Consider the following 4,276-nt stretch of genomic DNA (forward strand, 5'->3'; position numbering starts at 1 on the left):
CCGTGGTTTCAAGCTCTGGTTCTCTCTTCGAGCCAGTCCAGCACGATGGGCACCACTTCGGTCTTCACAAATCGCCCGAGTACCAGGTCGGCGTGGCCGTAGTCGTGGGTGTAGCCCTGCTTCTTGCCCAAGATGTGCATCGTCTTGTCCTCGGAGGAGATGCGATCGAAGGCCGCGCGCACGTCGCGGGGCATGACAAGGAAGTCACGCGAGCCGGCCAGCAGGAGCGCCGGGTGGCGGATCGTCCTGAGCTGCTCGGCGTAGCTCACCTTTCCATCGCGCGAGCGGAAACCGCGCTCCTTGATGAACTGGATTCCCAGCGAAACCTCGCCGCCTGAGATATCGTCGAGCACGTTGTGGAAGAGCATCGCCGCGTCACGGGCGCTCATGTTTTCCTTGCTGTAGATCGGATTGGGAACAAAGGGATGGAGCGCCAGCACCGCGCCTGACGCAGCCCAGGCGCCCAGGCGCACCGGGAAGTGGGGAATGAGGCTCGCCGGGCCCGAAAGCGCGCCCGCGAGTTTCCACGCCCAGAAACGGTTGTCGATAAAGGTGGGAGAGCCAATGGTGATCAGGTTCTCCACATCGTCTCCGGCTGTCGTTCCAAGATGCGCGTAGATCACCATCCCGCCCATGGAGTGCCCGATCCAGTCGACCTTCTTCGAGCTGCCGCGATCGCGGACGAAATTGATGGCCGCGGGCAGGTCGTGGTGGACGTAGTGGTCGAAATCCCAACGGACCTTCACCGCCTTCCAGGGCTCGAGCGCCGGGACGCGGTGGGACTGGCCGTGGCCGCGCATCTCGAGCACCCACACGTCGCGCCCCGCGCTGGCGAGCGCCTGCGCAAAGCTGCGTTCGGGAGAGATGTCCCAGAAGTGGCGGTTGCAGGCGATGCCGTGACACAGGATGATCGGATTGCCCCGACGGGGTCCGCGCGGCAGGTAGCGATGAAGCGCCACATTTGCGCCGTCGTCAGTGGGAACCACATGCGTCTCATCGAAGCTGTGACGGGGGATCAGCAGGCGGCTCGTGATGGCCTGCCCGAGCACGGGAACAACCGCCAGTGCATGGGCCATCCGCCGCATCACGCGACGCGAGACCTTTGCGAGAGATCGCTCCTCTCGCTGGACGAGACTGGTGTTCGGGTCGCTCATGGTGTTCTGCCCCGCTTGCTTGCGCGCTTGCCTGATGATGCGTCGATTCTGCCCCTTGCTCCCCCGCCGCGCAAGTGGACGCCGATTACCGGTGCGAAGGGTTTTGCGCGTGCCCTGCTCCTCCACCGCGAGGGCAGGCCACCCGGGGTGTTGCGGTGCATGAGGGTGCGGCAGCGCCCTACCCGGTGCGAAAAAACTTTCCGTCTGGACAGCATGCATCAGGGTCTGATAACCCTCGCCCGCGGGCTTTCGAGGGCGCGTGAAACTCGATTGCCTTCCCGCACGCGGCAATCACCCGAAACGAGGAATCAATTCATGGCGGACTGGGCACTCATTCTTGGCGCATCCAGCGGTTTTGGCGAGGCCATCGGCCTGGAACTGGCGAGCAAGGGCTTCAACATCTTCGGCGTTCATCTCGACCGCAAGGCCACCCTGCCCAATGCCGAGCGCATCGAAAAGGAAATGCAGGACAAGGGCGTGAAGACGAAGTTCTTCAACGTCAACGCCGCCGATCCCGAGAAGATCGCCGACGTGCTTGACACCATCAAGGGGACCATCGGTTCGGGAGAGCAGGTCCGCGTGATGCTGCACTCCATCGCATTCGGAACGCTCAAGCCCCTTGTCGATGTCGCCAACCCCGAAAAGCAGGACCAGATCAGCAAGCCCCAGCTCGACATGACCGTCGACGTGATGGCCAATAGCCTCATTTATTGGGCGCAGGGCGTAATCGCCCGCGACCTGATGCGCGAGCACGGGCGCATCTACGCCATGACCAGCTCGGGTGGCACGCGCGTGTGGCCCAAGTATGGCGCCGTCTCAGCCGCCAAGGCCGCGCTGGAAAGCCACTGCCGCCAGCTCGCGCTGGAGCTTGCGCCCCGCACCATTGCCGTCAACGCCGTGCGCGCGGGCGTCACCGACACCCCGGCCCTTCGCAAGATTCCGGGCTCGGATGAAATGATCAACATCGCCAAATCGCGCAACCCCTATGGGCGACTCACCACCCCGCAGGACGTGGCCAAGTGCATCGGCGCCCTTGTCGATCCGGCCACCGACTGGCTCACCGGCAATACGCTTGGCGTCGACGGCGGCGAAGACGTCATCGGCTAATAGCGGCCACACAGGCAGGACACCTTTGAAACATCTGCGAATCATCGGCACCGGCAGCGCGGTGCCCGCCAAGGTCATGCGCAATGCTGACTTTGAGAAAACTCTCGACACCAACGACGAGTGGATCCGTGCGCGCACGGGCATCGAGGAGCGGCGCATCTCGGCTGACTCCGAAAGCAGCGCCACCTTTGCGGTGGACGCCGCGCGCCGCGCCATCGAGGCGGCCGGAATCTCCCCCGGGGAGATCGACGCCATCTTGGTGAGCACCGTGACCCCCGACATGATCATGCCCAGCACGGCGGCCATGGTGCAGCACGAGCTGGGCGCGGCCAATGCCTACGCCTTCGACCTGAGCGCCGCGTGCGCGGGTTTCGTCTACGGCGCGCACACCGCCTGGGGCCAGCACCTCACCGGCTCTGCCGACACGATCCTTCTGATCGGCGTCGATACGCTCACAAAATATTGCGACTTTACCGACCGCGGGACCTGCATCCTCTTCGGGGACGGCGCGGGCGCCGTGGTGCTGCGCGCCGAAGAGGGCGAGCGCGGCATCGTGGGCAGCAAGCTCTACACCGATGGCAGCGCCTGGGAGACCCTTTACGTCGCCGACTCCGGAAGCCGCAATCCCAGCGGCGTCGATGAGAACGGCAATCGCACCAACTTCATCCACATGGATGGACGCGAAATCTTCCGGCGCGCCGTCCGCGGCATGGCGAGCGCCTGCACCGAGCTGCTCGAAGAGAGCGGCGTGAGTCAGGATCAGATTCGCTGGCTGATTCCCCACCAGGCCAACAAGCGAATTGTCTCGGCCGTGGCCGACCAGCTCGACTTTCCGCTTGAGCGCGTGTTCATCAACCTCGAGAAATACGGCAACACCTCGGCCGGATCGATCCCCATTGCGCTCGACGAATGCGCGCGCCAGGGGCTCATCGATGAGGGCGACTATCTGCTCTTTGCTGCCTTCGGCGCGGGCCTTGCCTGGGGCACCACCCTGATTCGGTGGTGAGAGCCCTGCACGCGGGGGCTCAAATGCCCGCGATGACTGGGAAAAACACTGCGAAGGCCGCTACGCAGGGCGCAAAATCTTTCTATCTTGAAGTGCCCGCCGAGCTTCCGTATAACGCCTCCAAGTGAGAGCTGACCCGCCGCATTCCGGCGCAGGACTTCGGATCTTTTCGTGAGCAATCTCCCCACAGCATTTCTGTTCCCGGGCCAGGGCGCCCAGGTCGTCGGTATGGGCAAGGATCTCTATGACGCGCACCCCGTCGCGCGCGAGTGCTTCGAGGCCGCTTCCGAGGCCATCGGCACCTCGCTCGAGAAGCTCTGCTTCGAAGGCCCCGCCGAGGAACTCACCCTGACCGAGAACGCGCAGCCCGCCATCCTGACCGCTTCGGTCGCCGCGTGGCGGGTGTTCACCCAGAGTTACGATGCCAGCGCCGTGGCCGTCGCTATGGCCGGTCACTCGCTGGGCGAGTATTCAGCGCTGGTCGCGGCCGGGGCCGTGAGCCTCGAAGACGCTGCGCGCATCGTGCGTGCCCGCGGCACCGCCATGCAGAAAGCCGTTCCGGCGGGCCGGGGCAAGATGGCCGCGATCATGGGCCTGGAGCCTGAGAAGGTTCTCGCCATCTGCGAGGCCAGCGCCGGAGATGAAGTTGTCGCTCCGGCCAATCACAATGCCCCGACCCAGATCGTCATCGCCGGAAGCGCCGCCGCCGTGGAGCGCGCCTGCCAGGCAGCCGTTGCCGAAGGCGGCAAGGCGATCCCGCTTGAAGTGAGCGCCCCCTTCCATTGCTCGCTCATGCAGCCGGCCGCCGAAGAGCTGAAACCCGTTCTGGCGCAGGCTACGTTCACCGAATCGAAGATCCCCGTCATCCGCAACGTCGATGCCGCCCCCCACGGCAGCGCCGATGAGATCCGCGAAAAACTCTACGAGCAGGTGACCTCCCCGGTTCGCTGGGTGGATACCGTGATGAAGCTGCAGCAGCTTGGCGCCAAGCGCTTCGTCGAGGTCGGCC

General features: G+C 64.7%; 4 protein-coding genes. 3 read left to right on the forward strand and 1 reads right to left on the reverse strand.

Annotation, left to right across the window (positions count from 1 at the left end):
- Positions 1 to 8: 8 nt before the first annotated feature.
- A complete protein-coding gene (locus tag KDH09_13055; protein ID MCB0220622.1) occupies positions 9 to 1,154 on the reverse strand; it encodes an alpha/beta fold hydrolase in 1,146 nt (381 codons plus the stop codon).
- A gap of 315 nt (positions 1,155 to 1,469) precedes the next feature.
- On the opposite strand from KDH09_13055, the gene KDH09_13060 reads away from it, so the two are divergent.
- The 3 genes from KDH09_13060 to fabD form a co-directional block, all read left to right on the forward strand.
- Complete coding sequence (locus tag KDH09_13060) at positions 1,470 to 2,261, forward strand: SDR family oxidoreductase (GenBank protein MCB0220623.1); 792 nt, start codon at positions 1,470 to 1,472, stop codon at positions 2,259 to 2,261.
- 25 nt (positions 2,262 to 2,286) lie between these two features.
- Positions 2,287 to 3,267 (forward strand): ketoacyl-ACP synthase III, encoded by a 981-nt coding sequence (locus KDH09_13065; protein ID MCB0220624.1) that lies wholly within the window; start codon positions 2,287 to 2,289, stop codon positions 3,265 to 3,267.
- 171 nt (positions 3,268 to 3,438) lie between these two features.
- Positions 3,439 to 4,276 (forward strand): ACP S-malonyltransferase (gene fabD, locus KDH09_13070; protein ID MCB0220625.1); only part of this gene is annotated, 838 nt, incomplete at its 3' end.

This window comes from Chrysiogenia bacterium (assembly GCA_020434085.1).
Taxonomy (GTDB): domain Bacteria; phylum JAGRBM01; class JAGRBM01; order JAGRBM01; family JAGRBM01; genus JAGRBM01.